The sequence below is a fragment of the Paenibacillus sp. JL3B1040 genome (genome assembly GCF_057063165.1).
The window spans coordinates 4,333,967-4,351,415 of record NZ_CM169317.1; the positions used below are offsets into that span (position 1 = coordinate 4,333,967).

Annotated in this window: 10 protein-coding genes, 10 tRNA genes, 2 rRNA genes, 1 pseudogene and 1 riboswitch; of the genes and pseudogenes, 7 read left to right on the forward strand and 16 right to left on the reverse strand. The window is 45.9% G+C overall.

The features are described from left to right. Window positions 1–161 precede the first annotated feature (161 nt). From ACZF99_RS19565 to ACZF99_RS19575, 3 genes and pseudogenes are all read left to right on the forward strand, one after another. Window positions 162–3,082: pseudogene (locus ACZF99_RS19565) on the forward strand (Tn3 family transposase). Then, complete coding sequence (locus ACZF99_RS19570) at window positions 3,079–3,642, forward strand: tyrosine-type recombinase/integrase (protein WP_255315307.1); 564 nt, start codon at window positions 3,079–3,081, stop codon at window positions 3,640–3,642. Before ACZF99_RS19565 ends, ACZF99_RS19570 begins: the two are co-directional and overlap by 4 nt. A gap of 451 nt (window positions 3,643–4,093) precedes the next feature. Next, complete coding sequence (locus ACZF99_RS19575) at window positions 4,094–4,270, forward strand: hypothetical protein (protein WP_178020448.1); 177 nt, start codon at window positions 4,094–4,096, stop codon at window positions 4,268–4,270. A gap of 190 nt (window positions 4,271–4,460) precedes the next feature. On the opposite strand, the gene ACZF99_RS19580 is transcribed toward ACZF99_RS19575, so the two are convergent. The 4 genes from ACZF99_RS19580 to ACZF99_RS19595 all read right to left on the reverse strand — a co-directional run bounded on the left by ACZF99_RS19580 (window position 4,461) and on the right by ACZF99_RS19595 (window position 7,931). After that, window positions 4,461–5,057: a response regulator transcription factor gene (locus ACZF99_RS19580; RefSeq protein ID WP_323079124.1), complete on the reverse strand. Its 597-nt coding sequence runs from the start codon at window positions 5,055–5,057 to the stop codon at window positions 4,461–4,463. Next, window positions 4,945–6,474 carry a sensor histidine kinase gene (locus tag ACZF99_RS19585; RefSeq protein ID WP_323077443.1) on the reverse strand — a complete coding sequence of 510 codons (1,530 nt, stop codon included), beginning with the start codon at window positions 6,472–6,474 and terminating at the stop codon, window positions 4,945–4,947. Before ACZF99_RS19585 ends, ACZF99_RS19580 begins: the two co-directional genes overlap by 113 nt. A gap of 105 nt (window positions 6,475–6,579) precedes the next feature. Then, a riboswitch (cyclic di-GMP riboswitch) is annotated at window positions 6,580–6,665 on the reverse strand. An 813-nt stretch (window positions 6,666–7,478) separates the two neighbouring features. Beyond that, on the reverse strand, window positions 7,479–7,691 hold the full coding sequence (locus ACZF99_RS19590; protein WP_371859506.1) for a GNAT family N-acetyltransferase: 213 nt from the start codon (window positions 7,689–7,691) through the stop codon (window positions 7,479–7,481). 54 nt (window positions 7,692–7,745) lie between these two features. Further along, a complete protein-coding gene (locus ACZF99_RS19595) occupies window positions 7,746–7,931 on the reverse strand; it encodes a hypothetical protein (protein ID WP_127575685.1) in 186 nt (61 codons plus the stop codon). Between the two features lie 152 nt (window positions 7,932–8,083). Between ACZF99_RS19595 and ACZF99_RS19600 the strand changes: the two genes are divergently transcribed. The 4 genes from ACZF99_RS19600 to ACZF99_RS19615 all read left to right on the forward strand — a co-directional run bounded on the left by ACZF99_RS19600 (window position 8,084) and on the right by ACZF99_RS19615 (window position 12,721). Beyond that, window positions 8,084–9,358 (forward strand): hypothetical protein, encoded by a 1,275-nt coding sequence (locus tag ACZF99_RS19600; RefSeq protein WP_127575686.1) that lies wholly within the window; start codon window positions 8,084–8,086, stop codon window positions 9,356–9,358. A gap of 119 nt (window positions 9,359–9,477) precedes the next feature. Continuing rightward, the gene (locus ACZF99_RS19605) at window positions 9,478–10,113 is read left to right on the forward strand and encodes a hypothetical protein (RefSeq protein ID WP_127575687.1); all 636 of its coding nucleotides are present in this window, start codon (window positions 9,478–9,480) and stop codon (window positions 10,111–10,113) included. 419 nt (window positions 10,114–10,532) lie between these two features. Next, window positions 10,533–10,859 (forward strand): hypothetical protein, encoded by a 327-nt coding sequence (locus ACZF99_RS19610; RefSeq protein WP_127575688.1) that lies wholly within the window; start codon window positions 10,533–10,535, stop codon window positions 10,857–10,859. A 41-nt stretch (window positions 10,860–10,900) separates the two neighbouring features. Then, window positions 10,901–12,721: a hypothetical protein gene (locus ACZF99_RS19615; protein ID WP_127575689.1), complete on the forward strand. Its 1,821-nt coding sequence runs from the start codon at window positions 10,901–10,903 to the stop codon at window positions 12,719–12,721. A gap of 224 nt (window positions 12,722–12,945) precedes the next feature. On the opposite strand, the gene ACZF99_RS19620 is transcribed toward ACZF99_RS19615, so the two are convergent. From ACZF99_RS19620 to ACZF99_RS19675, 12 genes are all read right to left on the reverse strand, one after another. Next, window positions 12,946–13,027: transfer RNA gene (locus ACZF99_RS19620), tRNA-Leu, on the reverse strand. A gap of 287 nt (window positions 13,028–13,314) precedes the next feature. Then, window positions 13,315–13,388 (reverse strand) — tRNA-Arg (locus ACZF99_RS19625). Window positions 13,389–13,397: 9 nt separating this feature from the next. Then, window positions 13,398–13,472: transfer RNA gene (locus tag ACZF99_RS19630), tRNA-Gly, on the reverse strand. A gap of 16 nt (window positions 13,473–13,488) precedes the next feature. Continuing rightward, window positions 13,489–13,564, reverse strand: a tRNA-Lys gene (locus ACZF99_RS19635). A gap of 24 nt (window positions 13,565–13,588) precedes the next feature. Further along, a tRNA-Asp gene (locus tag ACZF99_RS19640) sits at window positions 13,589–13,665 on the reverse strand. A gap of 34 nt (window positions 13,666–13,699) precedes the next feature. Then, window positions 13,700–13,773: transfer RNA gene (locus tag ACZF99_RS19645), tRNA-Met, on the reverse strand. Between the two features lie 40 nt (window positions 13,774–13,813). Next, a tRNA-Val gene (locus tag ACZF99_RS19650) sits at window positions 13,814–13,889 on the reverse strand. 20 nt (window positions 13,890–13,909) lie between these two features. Further along, a tRNA-Glu gene (locus ACZF99_RS19655) sits at window positions 13,910–13,981 on the reverse strand. A 17-nt stretch (window positions 13,982–13,998) separates the two neighbouring features. Next, window positions 13,999–14,090, reverse strand: a tRNA-Ser gene (locus tag ACZF99_RS19660). A gap of 66 nt (window positions 14,091–14,156) precedes the next feature. After that, a tRNA-Asn gene (locus tag ACZF99_RS19665) sits at window positions 14,157–14,229 on the reverse strand. A gap of 5 nt (window positions 14,230–14,234) precedes the next feature. Then, a 5S ribosomal RNA gene (gene rrf / locus ACZF99_RS19670) occupies window positions 14,235–14,351 on the reverse strand. Between the two features lie 144 nt (window positions 14,352–14,495). Then, window positions 14,496–17,428: ribosomal RNA gene (locus ACZF99_RS19675) — 23S ribosomal RNA — on the reverse strand. Window positions 17,429–17,449: the final 21 nt, after the last annotated feature.

Here is a 17,449-nt window from a genome sequence, read left to right on the forward strand (position 1 = left end):
CAGAAATGTCTAAAATATTCAAGTTCCGAAAATCTTTTTGGTATCGGAACTTCGTTGTGATCAATCGATGATTTGCCTAATTATAGAAGGCAAGATACACTAACTTCATTTTGATTGTTCCGATACTGACCATTATAGGAACTTTATCCGGAGGGGATATCATGAAACGAAATTGGGAACTGGATGAGTTGATTGAGCATTTCACCATACTCCCGAACGAAATGAAGTTGATAGAAAATAAAACGGGGGAAACCAGGATTGGATTTGCTGTGTTATTGAAGTTTTTTCAAAATGAAGCCCGTTTTCCGACGCACAAGTTCGAGGTCCCCAAAGCTGTGATTGCCTACATTGCCAAACAGATTTTTTCCGATTCGGAACTGTATGCCAGGTACGATTGGTCAGGGGCCTCTATCACGTATCATCGGACACAGATCCGCAAGTTCTTTGGCTTCCGTGAGGATACGATAGAGGACGTAGAGGAAATGACGACATGGTTAGGCCAACATGTCCTGCATCATGATCATGATATTGAACACCTAAAGGAACATGTCTACAGTCGATTTCGTGAGCTGAAAATCGCACCTCCTACCCCAGAGCGCATCGAACGGCTCATTCGATCCGCCACGAAGAAAGTTTCTTCCAAACGACCTATCAAAAACTGCATTCCTCACCCCTGACCAAGCTAGACTCTTTGATTGATCGCATCGCTTATTTGGGAACCGATGACGAAGAGGCTTCCGGAGAAGAGCATGGACAGTTATCGTTTCATGAATTGAAAGCTGATCTGGACGAGCAGGACTTGAGAGTGTGTTAAAAGAAATCAATAAGCTTCGCACGATTCGAAATTTAGAACTTCCGGTCGATTTGTTTAAGGATATTCCTCCTAAAGTGCTGAAGAAATATCGGCAGCGTGTGTCCACTGAGGATATTCGGGAGTTGCGCCGTCATCCTGCGCCGATTCGATACATGCTACTAGCGGCTTTCTTTTGGCTCCGCAGCATGGAAATATCGGACAACCTGGTCGATCTCCTTATTCAGATCATTCATCGTATCGGGGTTGGTGCAGAATGCAAGGTAGAAAAGGAAAGTCTGAAGGATTTACGAAGAGTCAGTAACAAATACGGGATCTTGTTTAATCTGGCGCAAACCGCGATCAGCCATCTTGATGGCATCATCAAAGACGTGTTGTACCCGGTCGTCTACGAGCAAACTTTAAAGGATCTGGTGAAAGAATTTAAACATACCGGTCCAGCTTACCGCGAAAAAATCCATACCGTCATCCGGGCCTCCTATGGCAGCCATTACCGTCGGATGGTTCCGGAAATTCTCTGCATTCTTAATTTTCGTTCCAATAATGAGGTTCACCAACCTGTTATACGTGCATTGGAGTTGATCAAAAAGTACGCAGACTCCGGTCTGCATTATTTCCCTTTATCTAATGACATTCCGATCGATGGTGTCATCCGTACCGCATACAAAGATATCCTTATCGAAAAAGACGACAAAGGACAGGAACTGATGAACCGAATCAATTACGAGATCAGCGCTTTATAGATGCTGCGGGATAAATTGCGTTGCAAAGAAATCTGGGTACCTGGAGCTAATCGGTACCGGAATCCGGATGAAGATCTTCCGTCCGATTTCGAAGAACGTCGCGAAGAAAACTACAAGGCACTGAATCAGCCCTTAGCTGCGGATTCGTTTATTGCTGCACTGAAACAAGTGATGATTCAAGGACTCGAAAAGCTGAATGATGGCATGCCCAAGAACCCCAAAGTGCGAATTACAGAAAAGGGAAACGGCTGGATCTCTGTCTTCCCTTTGGAGCCGCAGCCAGAACCGACCCATTTAGCACGAGTAAAAGTTGAAATTGCACGTCGCTGGCCGATGACCAGCCTGCTGGACATATTTAAGGAGACAGATTTGCGTGTTTCATTTACGGAATAATTCAAGACGGTGGCCAACCGCGAGATTTTGGATCGGGAGACGCTGCAGAAACGCTTGATTCTTTCTCTTTACGGTTTAGGAACCAATAATGGCTTAAAACGGGTCAGTACCGGTGATCATGGTGAGAGCTATAAGGATCTGCTTTATGTGCGGCGCAAGTTTATTCACAAAGACAACCTGCGCAATGTCATTGCTGAAGTGTTCAATGCGATCTTTCGGGTACGGATGCAGGATATATGGGGAGAAGGAACAACTTCTTGCGCCTCCGACTCCAAGAAGTTCGGGGCCTGGTATCAGAATCTGATGACAGAGTGGCATGTTCGGTATCGTGGCCGCGGCGTGATGATTTACTGGCATGTCGAGAAAAACTCTACTTACATCTACTCTCAGCTCAAATCATGTTCTTCTTCCGAGATTGCAGCTATGATCTAAGGGCTGCTTCGACACTGTACCGATATGGAACTAGAGAAAAACTATGAGGATTCTCACGGCCAAAGTGAAGTCGCTTTTGCTTTTTGCAATTTGTTGGGTTTTCAGCTCATGCCGCGATTAAAAGCGATCCACTCCCAAAAGCTGTATCGTGCGGAGGCAGGAATGACAGATGCTTACCCTCATCTACAAACGGTGCTGACACGTCCGATCAACTGGAAGCTGATCCGGCAGCAGTATGACCAAATGATGAAATATGCGACGACTTTACGCTTGGGTACTGCAGAGACTGAAGCCATCCTGAAACGATTCACCAGGAATAACCTGAAGCAACCTAAATAACCATCTTCCTCTGTAACTATTTAAACTCCGAGGAGTTGCGCCGCGAAATCAACGAGGGATTAAATGTCGTAGAGAATTGGAACTCGGCCAACAGCTTTATTTTCTATGGAAAAGGTGGAGAAATTGCCACGAATCGCATGGAAGATCAGGAAATGGCCGTATTATCCTTGCATCTGTTACAAAATTGTCTGATGTACATCAATACCATCATGTTTCAAAATGTGTTATCGGAGAATGGTTTGACCTGATGACTCCAGAAGATTCACGGGCTTTAACTCCGTTAATTAATACCCACGTGAATCCGTATGGCATATTCCGTCTGGACATGAAGGAACGAATTCCGTTAGAAGGTGAATTGGCATGATTGAAAAACGTGTATCTGCAAAAAAGAAAGCCCGCGAATTGGCAAAATACCTGCGGGCAGAACGGCCTGACTATGCTTACCTTAAAAGACTGTTTCATCACCTCAGAGATAGGCTTGAAATCGAAGTGCCGAAAGCTTCAAAAAAATTGCCCTATGTCCCGACCGAAGAAGATTTAAAACGATACTATGAGGTCGTCTGGAAGGCAAAGAATTTTCAGGATATGGTGATCGTGAAAACCTTGATGTATACCGGCATCCGCGTCAGTGAATTAATCCATATAAAACTGACGGATATCGATTTTAATTACTGCCAGATCCGGATTAACAAAGGGAAAGGGAGCAAAGATCGGATTGTTCCTTTCCCTCAGTCCTTCAAAGAACTGCTGGCCATGCATGTAGATTCGATGAGAAAGAAACAGGCTGTGTATTTATTTGAGTCCTTCTGGAAGAAAAAATACACGGATCGGGGAATCCGAAAGATTTTGGCCAAGTATTCCGAGGAAGCCGGACTGACTCAGAATTTATCACCACACAAGCTCCGCCACTTCTTGCTAACCTGACAGAAGAAGCAAGGAATCGACGATGCGTTGATTCAGCCATAATCCGGCCATGAAAGTCAAAAATCGCTGGAAGTCTATTCAAAGCTGGCGATCACTGATGCGCAGCTTGAATATAATCAGGTTATTAATAAATTCCCAGTTAACCCATACGTTTGCTGGTAGTATCAGCGACGCTGGTACTACCTCTTTTAATGAGACAAAGAAAGAAGCTAGAAATACGGACAAGCAGATCCCTTTCAATTTGGTTTGCATCATTGATCCCCTTCTCTTCGTTTTTGATGACTACTCTATTTTTATTCGTAACACTGATAGAATAGAACGAAATTAAAAGAGGGTTCAGTTGACGGCAATAAGAAGATAAATATGTTTCACTACATTAAATCCACATAGGAACGACACAAATAAGTGCTACGATAAACGAGTAGCAAAAATTGATTGAGGAGGAATATCTATGGCAGTAAACGGTGTGTCGAGTTCAGCAATGCCAAGGAATTGCGGGATGGAAAATATGCACGGAGGGACTAAGAAAATATCGTCAAATCACCAACATACTGAAACAGTACATCAGCAGCACAAGTCAGAGATACAGGATCAGTATCGCGGACAAAAGATAGATACTAAAGCATAAGTGTTCCGTCAGAAATCAACCGACGGTTGGCTACGCAGGCCCTGGCGGATTGGCACGCACGACAGCCTCAGTTCTTCGATGGTTTTCTACGAGAGTGCTGTACCTAAATAGATGCCAATTAAATAGAATAGCACCTAACCTGTAATGGTTAGGTGCTATTCGCGACTTTCAATATCAATACACATGGACGCTATAATATCCCTTTCATTTTTGCTTTCTTGGCAGCTTCCCTGCCGGTGTGCACCTTCAGTTTTCGAATCACTCGGTTCACATGTTTTTTGACAGTACTCTCTGTTATATGCAAATGTTCCCCAATTGCGGAACGGGTATGACCATTGTGAATAAAACGGAGGATTTCAACTTCGGTTCGCGTTAATTTTTGGCGCATTTCTTGTTGCTTCATTCGTACAAACTCGGATCGAAGCACGCCTGCGGCAGAAGCATGAATGGAGGATAGGCCCGCATATGCGGCTCGAATAGCCTCCGGAATATCTTCAAGCGCCGTCTTGAGAATATAATTGAAAGCACCGTTGCCGAACGCCTCAGAAACGATCCCTGCCTGATCTAATACTGTAAGCATGATGACTTTCGCATTACTCATGCTGCCAATCTCGAGCGCCGCGTCAAGCCCGTCTGCCTTTTTCCCATCCAGCACCACATCCAATAGCACCACATCAATGTCTAACATACTGACAATGCGAATTGCATTGACTTTCGTCTGAGCCGTTCCGACCAAAAACAAATCCTGTTCCCGATTCACCGTTTCGGATATATATTCGTTCCACACCGGATCGTCTTCCACCAATAGTACTTTGATCTTGCTCATGGTCTCCCTCCCATCGGTTCAATGACGGTGAATGACGAATGACTCTTTGGATGGGAAAATGAAGCGTAAATGACGTACCGATTCCGATTAGACTTTGTACCTCGATGGACCCCTGATGGTGTCGCATGACTTCATGACTGTAGAATAACCCCAATCCATCATTCCCTTCGTTCGATTTGGTTGTAAAGTGAGGTTCAAATATATATGGCATGGCTTCCGGAGCGATGCCGCAACCGGAATCACGAACGGTAATATCCATCGTTTCTTGCGAGAGATTAGACGTTATAGTCAGACACCCTCCTTCGGACATCGCTTCAATGGCATTATAGAAGAGGTTCTTCATGACTTGTTGCACGTGAACAGAATCACAATACAAAACAATCGATTCATCCAATTTTTTTCGGACTTTAAGATTCTTGCTGCAAAATTCTCCCGCCAAGCTATCCAATAGTTGCTCAACGAGTTCATTTATAATACATGACTGCTCGTATAATACCAACTGTTGTGATGAATGACGAAAACGGAAAGCTATTGCTATTATCCGCTCGGTTGCATCGATTAGATGAGATGTGTCCCGATACAATTCCTGTTGCTCGGTTTGTTGGGCAAGATTAAATATACGTCTGGCTGCGACCTGTATTTTTCCCAGTTCACTTTTTAAAGCATGATAGAATTGAAATATAAGCGGAGTGTTCCCATATGGTTCTTGGGGTGTAGATTCCAATCGGATTCGGACACCCAATACACCGTAACGAACAACAAATACATAAAAGCAAATGCATACTGCCGTTAAAACAGCACGTTTGGTATCAAAGGGCGGATAGAATCGGAGCAAAGGCAGAATATAATCGAAAAGCAGTACAAAACTGATCGACGGTACAACAATCCAACAGACCACACGGTGTTGCTGTCTGATCCTCTCATCAACTTCACGGTATGCCAACCTCAAGCATGGCACTGCTGCGGTAGCGTAATAAATCATCGCCCAGAGCGGTATCGGATGTGTATCACGTGAAGCCTCTGAAGGTAGAAGAAACATGATCAGAACCGGGATCAGTGCCCCAACGATTGTGGAGCGCTTCCAACCCTTTCGCCGTTGAAACCATCCCGCATAGCTCAAGCTGAACATCAACAACGAATAAGGAGGCATGTACAAGGCTAAGAAGTAAAAAAACTCTTTTACCCATTCCAGTCCGGCTATAATTGAATCGTTTGCCAAAGGGACAATTGCGGGAATTATCTTCTCATCTATGGCGATAGTCAACTCTCCAAGTACAGAGAAAAAAGCGACTGAACCGGCCCAACGATTTGGCTCGCTTCTCGGATTGGTGAATAGCAGAATGGCGGTCATCAACAATAATGACAATACAAGCACCACTTCAGTTCCCTCCCTCGATGAGGTTCCTCGGCTTATTCGGAATCGGACATAGACGACAAAAAAGACACGTACCCTAACGTGCCTTTTCTCCAGAAGCCTGCCTTTTAGGGTAACCCGGCGATCATAGCCTTACGGCCGCAGACCCGTGGCTTTGCGTCCCCGTCTTTCGAGCGGGTTTGCCATTTTTCCTTCAGCTCATATTTATTTGGACAACCAATCGGAGATTACTTCATAACCCATTCGTCCATGGCGATGATCGAATCCCTCACCTGACCACTATAATGTCATTTAACAGCCACCAGGTGCTACTACCTAACATAGATTCGACATCAAAATCCCTCCCTCTTTTCAAGTCCTTCATTAAGATAAGCAATAGAAGCACAGTTTCGACCGAAAAACGGACCTTTGTCCTAATAACAAGCGGGAAGATATAGTCCAAATTCCTGTCTAATCCTCGCTTTATAGACATATTATACTAGAAGATTCCAGCTTTTGCGAGAATGGAGTTACAAAACTTTCCTTATTTATTTTCATCTCGAAATCGTAATATCCGAATTGGAAATATGGATTTCGAACAGCAGCGACTTTTCGTTTTCTGTAACATGTGCAAGCATTTGTTCATAAATTAGAATCAAAGCAAATCACCTGCTTTATAACCCCTTGCCCTTTTCGCTTGGGGTTCTTCTTTGTTTTTCTGTAACAGGCCATCCGTGCGGAGTTTTCGAAGAACTCCAAAGTCCTGCGAATCTGGCTTTGTATCAAAAATGGTAAAAAGGGCGTTTGACTATAGGCATTCGCCGGATACGGTCTAGGTATCTAACCATAGAATGATGCTGTAAATCAATTCGAAATGGGAGTGATCAACCGAAACCAAGTTCTAGGTTAGCCAATAATTTGTTACGAGTATCGGAATATTACAGAAATGATCAATGTAAGCATTAACTCCCCCAACTCTCTCGAAGTTGGGGGTACTTTTTAGATCTAAAATATACTATAAAAAGTAATTATGATCTTACTAGCAGTAAATGATAATCAGGCGACGCCTCTATTTTGAGAACCTCTTGAATAATTGGACTACTAGGGACATTAATGAAACCCATTTTCCTTGCCAATCCAATACTCGCCTCCGTGTTAGCATTTTCGATACAAATTCGTTCAAAACCTTTGCTTCTGGCATAATTTTTTAACCATTCGATCACTATTGTCCCAATCCCCATCCGCTCAGGGGCCAATGCAATAACACCAATAATCAGGCTTTGATAATAGACACCTTAATGGAAATAAAGCTCTGAACGTAAGTCTAGTCTAACTTTTCCTTCGGCAGAATTGATTTCAACTTTTCTTAGCGACCTTCCACCTAAATAATTTTGTACTTCGACCTTATCAGAGGTCAACTGTTCTAACAAAAGACGTAAACCATCAAAATCAGTATCTGGTATATCAAATGATTTTAGCATTGTACCATCCTCTTTCTTAATATTTTTCTAAACTTCAATAGGTATATTTCTATGCATAACAAACCCTTCTCTCTTTCAGTTACTACACCAGAAAGGATTTTTACTAACCATGTCGAAATTGGTAATTTAATCATAAGATAAGGATGATGGACATGGGAGAGCGTATCTTACATTGTGGAACTTCTTTGGAAAATTATTATACATGCGTCAATCAACAAGTAGCCGGCTTTACGAAAAGAGTCGCTAACGTGAATGACCGGGTCTATATTGTAGTGAAAGTAGGAAATAAATCACTATGCGGAGCTCGCGGTAAACTAAAAGAACCTACCGATTTTCGGCCTTGGAAAGACAGCGATCAATATCCTCAATGTTTCACTCTTTGCGAAATCGAATACTGCCAACCGTTTGACATCAGCATTCTGGAGCAAGCCGGTGGAAAGTATTGGAGCCTCAAATATGTGCAATCCGCAAAAACCATAACCGATGAGACGGCTCTGCAGTTGCTTCAGACTGGCTTTGAACAAAATCGAACCAATGATCTGTTCAAATTCGAACAGCCTTTTACGATTAACTGCAACGGTAACCCTTCTGATGCTGAAGAGTGGTCCACGGATGAGGTGACTGAAGAAAATTACCAAGAAGTCTTGAACACTGTTCCCGATGTTAAAATCAACATCACGAGCACCTATGTCACGGTCAAATTTGAGAATGAAACAGACAAAATCAAAGGACTGGAGCCGCTGGTCAACGCTAACTTTTATCATTTATTCGATGATTTTTCCGAGCATCGGTCCGTGCTTATCCCACAAAACAGAATGTTTATGACTGCCCCTAAAAAAGATGCTAATAACAAAATGATCGCTGGGATCAGCGGTTACCCAGATGCAGTGCTCGTCCGCTTCATTCCCGATAATAAAACGATGCCCATTCAAGTTAACTTAATTGAATACGAATGTTATGGACGATACAAAAAAACACGTTTGGAAAAATTCGAGCATCTAAATGGACACATTATCCCGCAGCTAATGCGGTTTGCATCCACTTTTAGCATTGCTACAGACACGAAAATCAGAGAAGATACAATTCATAAGTGGTCCGGAAAAATCATCAAATACATCAACGAGGATGATTCGATCATGTCCAAAGCAGCGACGTGGATGCACGAACTGGACCCCGAAATCAAAGAACAGAACATTTCATACAATCTTCACAGCTTGCTGGACAAGGCATTCCGTTCTAATTTAAGGATCATTTTAATTATAGATGAATTAACCTCCGAGCAAAACGAAACCATCAAAAATATCATCAACTCATTCAAATTGGAAAATAAGAAAAGCACCGACTTCTTGAGCTTCGTAGTCAAACTGCAGCAAAAAATCGATTTGCTCAACAATACGGAGGAATACGCTCTTTCACTTCAAAAGTGACTGGAAGTAGCTGAGATCGTTTTTTTCTGTTGGAATATGAGAATTGACTTTACCGGTAGAAGATCATGCCCCAAAAAATGGCACGAGCCGTCAGGCAACGTGCCGAAGGAGTTAGAATGATGGAGAATAACAAAAAAGTATTTGTACCTGATGATAAAGGGAATAAGAAACAAGGGATTGACCTTGGACATTACACGCATATTCGTGCGTATCATGCCTGTCGTCCTATTGATATGGAAAGCTACTTTTCAGAGGGCATAAAGCCTTTTAATGTAGAGGAAATGCGTCAAATTGCCACTGCCACATTTGGAATATCAGTAAACACAGTTATGGATTACGACCCTACACTGCAACCTTCCGATTCCAAGCATGTCTATTTCAGCTTGTTTAAAAAAGAACTCCTGGGCGAAAGCGGACACTATTTATGTTGGGGGAGTGAATACCTTGCCGCAATTGCTGCACAATTAGATAAAGACATATATGGGAAATATCACGATATGCTATCCAGTACCGGAATCCCCACTATTTTTGTTTGTGATGTCCCGCTAGAATTATTGCCTCAATGGCAAATAGACGATATATCTGAACACTATGATCCTCATGACAGTAACTCTGCATGCTGGATTTCAGAAAGGTTAAAACCTGAATATATTGTTGCTCATGAACATCCTTCAAAAATATATAACCCTGTCCAAAGAAGCCAGTATATAAATAAACAAACCCACTGCAAATGGTGCGTCCCTGTGCAAAAGTAGCATCGGGCCAGATTGGCCCGATGTCTTGTGACTATACTTTAAAGATAACCTCTTTCTCGACTAGTGAATAGACAAAATCCTGAATATCTCGATAGATTATATTTTGAGGATTAAAGACTAAATTAAGAACATAATGCGCGGCTTTTCGCGACTCCCACTTATTTAGGTCATATATGGAGAACTTCATATCTTTTTCTCGATAGGAGAAGCTTCCAAGACGATTCTCAGCAAAGCCAAACTCATCTGGATACACAGACATGACCGATGCTAGGTATTCTTCTCGTGGTTGATGAATAAGAATTTTCGAATTTCGGAAATATTGTACGAGAAAGTTTATGGTATACCGAAGACCAATATCTTTCTATAGATTGTCGCCAGTCTGATTGTGACGTCGGAACCGGATCAAGGAGGTGAAACGTATGGTGAAGTATTCGGATGAAGAGATCAGAAATATCCCCAAAATCACAATAAAAATCGCTGCAGATTATTTGGGTATATCCCCGAACATGCTGACACTCGGCATGCGCAACGACTTGTTGCCCATCGGTTTTGCGGTCCGCAACGAAGACCGCTACAGAGAAAGTTGGTCCTATACCATCGTGCCGGAACGTCTCATTGCTTATAACCACGGAAAAATCAATGCTGTCCAGGTCGAGAATATCGAGAAAAATTTGAATACGATTATTAATCAATTCGAGGAAATGAAACGGGACCTGGTTTTTCTATTAAGCGAAAACGAGGGATAGGGGGAATCAAACAATTTGACGCTATTCTCGCACCACAGACAGTGAATGAACCGCTAAAAGAAAGTGCTGCGGCGGGTACTGCTGATGCGGAAGAAGAAAATCAACAAGCCATGCAAATAGAACAGGAGGTCATGTCTGAGCCAAAGGCTCGCATTTCTACTGTTGCAAAGAGCTTATCCAAGGAAGGGAAGGAGGTGAACGCTGTGCCAGAGCATTCGGAGATCGTAATAACACGTAAGCAATTATACGATGAAATCTGGGAAATGTCTGTCGCCGGAGTAGCCAAAAAATATAATCTTCCCTATGCTCATCTAATGAAACAGATTAAGGAAGCTGGCATTCCGATTCCTCCGTCCGGATACTGGACCAAGCTCAATTTCAACAAGCCTGTAACCAAACTGGAACTACCGGAACCGGCGGATGAGAGGATTTTCATTTACAGAACCGTACCGGCCGCTCGTAAAAAGAAACATCGAGCGATTTCTGAAAAGGATTCCGTTAGAGCGGAGATGGAAACAGCTGTCGGCGAATCTTCACCAACGCTTGAATCTTCTGTGTTACTAGTCGAGGAACAGACACCGTCCGTTTCAGTAGACGATACCAGCGAATCTACTCAAACGGTCGGACAACCTGAAACGTACGAGCAATCTGGACAAACCTACAATATTTATGACAGAGAAACCTTGTACAAAGAAGTATGGATGGTGCCGGTAACCGAAGTAGCGAAAAGATATGGTGTCTCGGATGTTGCGATCCGTAAAGTCTGCCAGTCCTTTGATATTCCCACACCTCCGGTCGGATACTGGGCCAAGCTTCGTGCGGGTAAACTGGTTAATCCAATACCACTCCCGATAAGCAGCAAGCCCGCTAAGAAATCAGGCGTAAGAACCGGAACTGAGTATACACCTCAGATTGAAAAAGAGACTCTCGCATTTCTGAATGAGAAAGAGAGAACAGTCGTGCTTTCCACTGCAACACAAATCAGGATACCTAACGAAAACGCGAAGATGCACCCAACAATTGTTGCTCATCGCAAAGAAGTCATGGAATGGAAAAAAAAACGCAAAGAACAAGAAGCAATAGGCTTCAATCGGCGTGCCAAGGATTCTCCTCTCTTTCTTGCCGACACGGTGTCCGAAGAAACATTACCTCGGGTGTTACATATAATTGATGCGCTAATCAAAGCCATGGAGCCGTTAGGATGTTCGCTTACCAGCGATCTTAAATTTATAGTCAACGGGGAAACTGTCTCTATATCGGTTTCAGAAGCGCAAGACGAGGTCAAGCATATTCCCACGAAAGAAGAAAATATGCAGCTTCTGAAATATGAGGAAGACAAGCGCCGCAGTTCATGGGCGTCAAAGCCAAAAATCAGAAAGTATGACTATGTTTACAATGGCCGAATCAGCTTTTCAATATATGCCGCAAAAAACTTTCGCGATTGCAAATCATACGTCATCGAAGATCGCCTTGGCGATATCATGATTGCGTTTTACGAAGCTTCCGATATTCGCCGACAAAAGCGCGAGGCCCGCGAGGAAGCTGAACGTAAACGCCAGGAAGAAGAGCGGCGAAAAGAGGAGCGAAGACAACGCTTTAATGCTGAAGTGGAGCAAACGCTCGCTTTGGAAAATCTTTCGGAGGACTACGATACCGCCTGCAAAATAAGGCGTTATATTGCCGCAGTGGAGGCATCCGGAAACCTCGATCCCAAGTCGATGAAGTGGGTGGAATGGGCGAAAGCCAAAGCGGACTGGTATGACCCAACGATCGCGAGAGAAGACGAATTTTTCGGAAAACGCGATCATGAAAAGAACTCGGATCAGAAGAAGCTGGAGCGCAACAGCTACAAATGGTGGTGAAGGGCAGGCAGATCAAAGCAAGCGGACTATCTCTAGGTTCGCTTGCTTTGTTTTTTATCGAGATCGTTTTCCAAAAATGTGTTCTTCACCGAACTATACTTTTAGGTTGATCCCGAATATCTCTTCTAAACAGCTCGATGTCGTACTGTTACTGCCAATCCATAATGTCCTGAACATTAAAAAAGCCCTTTGGATTCCTGATCCCAAGAGCTTGATTTCATTGTTGGTACCGGCGAGAGGACTCGAACCTCCACGGTTTCCCACTCGATTTTGAGTCGAGCGCGTCTGCCATTCCGCCACGCCGGCACAATAAAAATATATAATTTGTCATGCTTGACTTGCATGCTACATCGAGTTATCCTCGACACACCAGCCGCGTACAACCTGACCGCGTTACATCTAAACAAAAGCGCAGTCCTCCAAAATCGGCTGAATTTTGGGGAGTTTGGTGCGGGTCCACCGACTAAAGCGCGGTGCCCTTTTCGGAAAACCTTTATATATCAAGGAACGGAATGGTTCGGCGCGTAAAACATGAGGCGCGTACAATTTTGAGTCGCGCGCGTCTGCCAATTCCGCCACACCGGCAAAAGGGACGCGCCCTAAGAGATTCGAACTCCTGACCTTTTGATTCGTAGTCAAACGCTCTATCCAGCTGAGCTAAGGGCGCGTATGAAGATGGAGCGGACGACGGGAATCGAACCCGCGACCCTCGCCTTGGCAAGGCGATGCTCTACCGCTGAGCCACGTCCGCATAAGCAATATGAAACTGGTGAGCCATGAAGGACTCGAACCTTCGACACCCTGATTAAAAGTCAGGTGCTCTACCAACTGAGCTAATGGCTCGTACAAAGATAAGGCATAAATAAATGGCGGAGCCGACGGGATTCGAACCCGCGGTCTCCTGCGTGACAGGCAGGCATGTTAGGCCTCTACACCACGGCTCCACACTTGAATAATGCCATCCTCGTTCGAGGATAATTGCGGGGGCAGGATTTGAACCTGCGGCCTTCGGGTTATGAGCCCGACGAGCTACCGGGCTGCTCCACCCCGCGTCAGTAAAAGGAAATCTATTCACTTCTGTAGTAAGTGATATGGTGGAGGCTGAGGGGATCGAACCCCCGACCCTCTGCTTGTAAGGCAGATGCTCTCCCAGCTGAGCTAAGCCTCCGCATCTGGGAAGATAAAGAATGACCCGTAGGGGATTCGAACCCCTGTTACCTCCGTGAAAGGGAGGTGTCTTAACCCCTTGACCAACGGGCCACAATCAAAGTCCTTGCTGGCGGAGAGAGAGGGATTCGAACCCTCGAGACGCTTGTGACGCCTACACGATTTCCAATCGTGCTCCTTCGGCCAACTCGGACACCTCTCCATATGAGTTGGATTCCCCGGAAGAGAAGCAAATATGCAAGGCATACAAGCTTTCTTCCAGGATGGACTCCCCGAACAGGACTCGAACCTGTGACAACTCGATTAACAGTCGAGTGCTCTACCGACTGAGCTATCAGGGAACATTGCTTGGCGGCGTCCTACTCTCCCAGGACCCTTCGGTCCAAGTACCATCGGCGCTGGAGGGCTTAACGGTCGTGTTCGGGATGGGAACGGGTGGAACCCCTCCGCCATCGCCACCAAACATGATTTTTGCGCTGCTTCCGCTGCCTGATCCCTGCTTCAGCAAAAGATCAAACCTTAGAAAAGACATGCAGCTTAAAATCGTCATTCAGACGCTTGATCGCCTGAAAACTGGATACGAAACGAATTTGTGTTTTAGATGTTTTTGGATAAGCCCTCGACCGATTAGTACCTGTCAGCTCCATACATTGCTGCACTTCCACCTCAGGCCTATCAACCTCGTCGTCTTCAAGGGGTCTTACATACTGGGAAATCTCATCTTGAGGGGGGCTTCACGCTTAGATGCTTTCAGCGCTTATCCCGTCCGCACTTAGCTACCCAGCTGTGCTCCTGGCGGAACAACTGGTGCACCAGCGGTGCGTCCATCCCGGTCCTCTCGTACTAAGGACAGCTCCTCTCAAATTTCCTACGCCCACGACAGATAGGGACCGAACTGTCTCACGACGTTCTGAACCCAGCTCGCGTACCGCTTTAATGGGCGAACAGCCCAACCCTTGGGACCTACTTCAGCCCCAGGATGCGATGAGCCGACATCGAGGTGCCAAACCTCCCCGTCGATGTGGACTCTTGGGGGAGATAAGCCTGTTATCCCCAGGGTAGCTTTTATCCGTTGAGCGATGGCCCTTCCATGCGGTACCACCGGATCACTAAGCCCGACTTTCGTCCCTGCTCGACTTGTCAGTCTCGCAGTCAAGCTCCCTTTTGCCTTTGCACTCTGCGAATGATTTCCAACCATTCTGAGGGAACCTTGGGGCGCCTCCGTTACTCTTTAGGAGGCGACCGCCCCAGTCAAACTGCCCGCCTGACACTGTCCCCGTACCGGCTTACGGTACCAGGTTAGAACTCCGATACGATCAGGGTGGTATCCCAACGGCGCCTCCACCGAAGCTGGCGCTCCGGCTTCCTAGGCTCCCACCTATCCTGTACAAATCGTATCAAAGTCCAATATCAAGCTGCAGTAAAGCTCCATGGGGTCTTTCCGTCTTGTCGCGGGTAACCTGCATCTTCACAGGTATTAAAATTTCACCGGATCTCTCGTTGAGACAGCGCCCAAGTCGTTACGCCATTCGTGCGGGTCAGAATTTACCTGACAAGGAATTTCGCTACCTTAGGACCGTTATAGTTACGGCCGCCGTTTACTGGGGCTTCGGTTCACAGCTTCGGAGTTGCCTCCTAACCGCTCCCCTTAACCTTCCAGCACCGGGCAGGCGTCAGCCCGTATACTTCGCCTTGCGGCTTCGCACAGACCTGTGTTTTTGCTAAACAGTCGCTTGGGCCTTTTCACTGCGGCCCCCTCGAGCTATTCACTCTACCGGGGCACCCCTTCTCCCGAAGTTACGGGGTCATTTTGCCGAGTTCCTTAACGAGAGTTCTTCCGCGCGCCTTAGAATTCTCTTCTCGCCTACCTGTGTCGGTTTGCGGTACGGGCACCTTCTCCTGGCTAGAGGCTTTTCTCGGCAGTGTGAGATCATGACCTTCGGTACTGTAAATTTTCCCTCCCCATCACAGCCCAGCCTTAAAGTGTGCGGATTTGCCTACACACCAGCCTCACTGCTTGGACGGGGCATTCCATCGCCCCGCGTCACTACCCTGCTGCGTCACCCCATCGCTCATAGCGGATTACGGTGGTACAGGAATTTAAACCTGTTGTCCTTCGACTACGCCTTTCGGCCTCGCCTTAGGTCCCGACTTACCCTGAGCGGACGAACCTTCCTCAGGAACCCTTAGGCTTTCGGCGGATCAGATTCTCACTGATCTTTTCGTTACTCATACCGGCATTCTCACTTGTATGCTGTCCAGCGCTCCTTACGGTACACCTTCAACCTACATACAACGCTCCCCTACCCCTGATGCAAAGCATCAAGCCATAGCTTCGGTGGTGTGTTTAGCCCCGTTACATTTTCGGCGCAGAGTCACTCGACCAGTGAGCTATTACGCACTCTTTAAATGATGGCTGCTTCTAAGCCAACATCCTGGTTGTCTGTGCAACTCCACATCCTTTCCCACTTAACACACACTTGGGGACCTTAGCTGATGGTCTGGGCTGTTTCCCTTTTGACAATGGATCTTAGCACTCACTGTCTGACTCCCGGTTATAAAGTACTGTGGCATTCGGAGTTTGACTGAGCTTGGTAACCCTTGGCGGGCCCCGCACCCAATCAGTGCTCTACCTCCACGACTATCCCACCGAGGCTAGCCCTAAAGCTATTTCGGGGAGAACCAGCTATCTCCGAGTTCGATTGGAATTTCTCCGCTACCCCCACCTCATCCCCGCACTTTTCAACGTACGTGGGTTCGGGCCTCCAGTGCGTGTTACCGCACCTTCACCCTGGACAGGGGTAGATCACACGGTTTCGGGTCTACGCCTACAAACTAAGTCGCCCTATTCAGACTCGCTTTCGCTACGGCTCCACCTTCTCGGCTTAACCTTGCTTGCAAACGTAACTCGCCGGTTCATTCTACAAAAGGCACGCCATCACCCCTTAATTGGGCTCTGACTTCTTGTAAGCACACGGTTTCAGGTTCTCTTTCACTCCCCTTCCGGGGTGCTTTTCACCTTTCCCTCACGGTACTGCTTCACTATCGGTCGCTAGGGAGTATTTAGCCTTACCAGATGGTCCTGGCAGATTCATACGGGGTTTCACGTGCCCCGCACTACTCGGGATCCGTCTCGGAGGGAACAGACTTTCAATTACAGGGCTTTTACCTTCTTTGGCGGGCCTTTCCAGACCTCTTCGTCTAATCGGTTCCTTTGTAACTCCATGTGAGACGTCCCACAACCCCGAAGAGCAAGCTCTTCGGTTTAGGCTAATCCGCGTTCGCTCGCCGCTACTGACGGAATCACTTTTGTTTTCTCTTCCTCAGGGTACTTAGATGTTTCAGTTCCCCTGGTCTGCCTCTTCATGCCCTATGTATTCAGGCATGAGTGACTGGATATTACCTCAGCCGGGTTTCCCCATTCGGACACCCCCGGATCGATGCTTGCTTACAGCTCCCCGAGGCAGTTTCGTTGTTCGCCACGTCCTTCTTCGGCTCCTAGCGCCTAGGCATCCTCCGTGTGCTCTTAGTAGCTTAACCAAGTTGCTCGGTATTGTGCTG

Coding starts and splice junctions, on each gene's coding strand:
- ACZF99_RS19570 (WP_255315307.1), top strand. CDS start 3,079: ATGATTGAAAAACGTGTATCTGCAAAAAAGAAAGCCCGCGAATTGGCA.
- ACZF99_RS19575 (WP_178020448.1), top strand. CDS start 4,094: ATGGCAGTAAACGGTGTGTCGAGTTCAGCAATGCCAAGGAATTGCGGG.
- ACZF99_RS19590 (WP_371859506.1), bottom strand. CDS start 7,691: ATGGGGATTGGGACAATAGTGATCGAATGGTTAAAAAATTATGCCAGA.
- ACZF99_RS19595 (WP_127575685.1), bottom strand. CDS start 7,931: ATGCTAAAATCATTTGATATACCAGATACTGATTTTGATGGTTTACGT.
- ACZF99_RS19600 (WP_127575686.1), top strand. CDS start 8,084: ATGGGAGAGCGTATCTTACATTGTGGAACTTCTTTGGAAAATTATTAT.
- ACZF99_RS19605 (WP_127575687.1), top strand. CDS start 9,478: ATGGAGAATAACAAAAAAGTATTTGTACCTGATGATAAAGGGAATAAG.
- ACZF99_RS19610 (WP_127575688.1), top strand. CDS start 10,533: ATGGTGAAGTATTCGGATGAAGAGATCAGAAATATCCCCAAAATCACA.